This is a genomic window from Actinotalea ferrariae (assembly GCF_019733465.1).
Taxonomy (GTDB): domain Bacteria; phylum Actinomycetota; class Actinomycetes; order Actinomycetales; family Cellulomonadaceae; genus Actinotalea; species Actinotalea ferrariae_A.
The window spans coordinates 1-1,532 of the sequence record NZ_JACVQL010000411.1 but is presented as its reverse complement, the minus strand read 5'-3'; the positions used below and the strand labels follow the sequence as shown (position 1 = coordinate 1,532).

Below are 1,532 nucleotides of genomic sequence, written 5' to 3'. Positions count from 1 at the left end.
GAAACGTCAACCATCAGGCGAAGCCGGACAGGGGCGCTCGACGGCGATCCACCGGCCGTCGTCGCGGCGTTCTCGCGTGACGCGGGCCGCGCCGTCAGGCGGGCGGGGCCGGACCGTCGGCCTGAGCCGTCGCCTTGGTGACCCGCGCGGCGCGCACGGCCCGCCGCCGGTCGACGACGACCACGCCGCCCAGCACCGCGACGGCGAGCGCCATGGACGCGACCACGTCCGTCACGAAGTGGTAGCCGAGGTACAGCCGGCTGAGCGCGACCACGAGGATCCCGACCACGATCACGAGGAACCACAGGACGAGCGAACCGACCCGCGGCCGACGGATCCACGCGAGGTACCCCACCACGAGGAGCAGCGTGGCCGTCCCGATGGTGTGCCCTGACGGGAACGAGTAGGTCGTCTCCACGCCGGCGACCGTCATCGTGTCGACCGGCGGACGGGGCCGCGCCACCGCGTTCTTGATCGTGACCGACACGAGCGTCGAGGCGATCATCGCCCCGGCCAGCAGGCCCGCCTGCCACCACTGCTTGCGCCAGAAGCCCCACGTCAGCGTGCCGAGCAGGACGAGCACGGGCAGCACCTCGGGTCCCGTGACCGTCGTGATGACGGTGAGGACCACGGTCACCGGCTCGCTTCGCGCGTCCGCAAGGCCTTGGAGGACCGGCCGGTCGAGCGCCGCGAGGTCGTCGTTCTCCTGGACCGCGTCGAAGACGCCGAGGAACCCCGCCGTGCCGAGCACGACGAGCAGCAGGCCGACGACGATCGCCACCTGGGGACCGCGGTCGACGACCCACGTGCGGCGCGCCCACAGGCCGCGCGCGGCTCCGCCGGCCCGGCCCCTGACGCCCCGCTGCTCCCCCTCAGGCACGCACCGAGCATGCCATCGGCACCCGGCCGCCGCCCCTCGGCGCCGCTCGGGGAGCCGACGTCGGGTGCCGGACATGCCCGATATTCGCGTGCGTCGGGCGCCTGCGGGCTGCCACCGTGGGACCACCGCGGTGAAGGACCTGGCCAGTCCTCAGACCCAGTCCCTTCACATCCCAGGAGCACCACCATGCACCCCCTGACCGTCTATGAGATAGCCGTCCGAGAGCACGAGCGGGAGACGTCCGAGCGCTCGCTCGACCGCCTGGTCCGTCGCCGTCTGCAGGGCACGCCCGCAGCCGACCGACGCCCCACCCGGACCGCACGGCTGCTCCACCCCCGCGCCTCCGCCGCCTCCGCGGCGGGTGCGCAGCACGACGGACGCCCCGCGGTCGCCTGAGCGGCGAGCGCGGGGCATCCGCCCTGCGCCCCTCGGGCCGCACGACACGCGCCCTGCGCCCCCGCACCGGCCGGGCCCCGGGCCTTCGAGCCCCACCCGGCTCTGCCACGATGGGCCCCATGCCCGACGCCGTCACCGCTGCTCGCGCCGGCGACGTCCTGCCCGGCCCGCCGGTCACCTGATGGGCCGGCACGCCGCAGCTCCGCTGCCCCCTCCCCCGCACGACGACGGCTCCCGTCCCGCCGCACCGCAGCCG

General features: G+C 75.2%; 2 protein-coding genes. One reads left to right on the top strand and one right to left on the bottom strand.

Annotation, left to right across the window (positions count from 1 at the left end; genetic code table 11):
- Positions 1 to 94: 94 nt before the first annotated feature.
- Entirely contained in the window at positions 95 to 880 is a 786-nt protein-coding gene (locus tag ICW40_RS20455) for a phosphatase PAP2 family protein (RefSeq protein ID WP_308121945.1), read from the bottom strand.
- Positions 881 to 1,066: 186 nt separating this feature from the next.
- On the opposite strand from ICW40_RS20455, the gene ICW40_RS20450 reads away from it, so the two are divergent.
- On the top strand, positions 1,067 to 1,276 hold the full coding sequence (locus tag ICW40_RS20450) for a hypothetical protein (protein WP_221655807.1): 210 nt from the start codon (positions 1,067 to 1,069) through the stop codon (positions 1,274 to 1,276).
- Positions 1,277 to 1,532 lie beyond the last annotated feature (256 nt).

Excerpts from the sequence above, each read along its gene's own strand:
- ICW40_RS20450 (WP_221655807.1), top strand. The coding sequence starts at position 1,067 with ATGCACCCCCTGACCGTCTATGAGATAGCCGTCCGAGAGCACGAGCGG.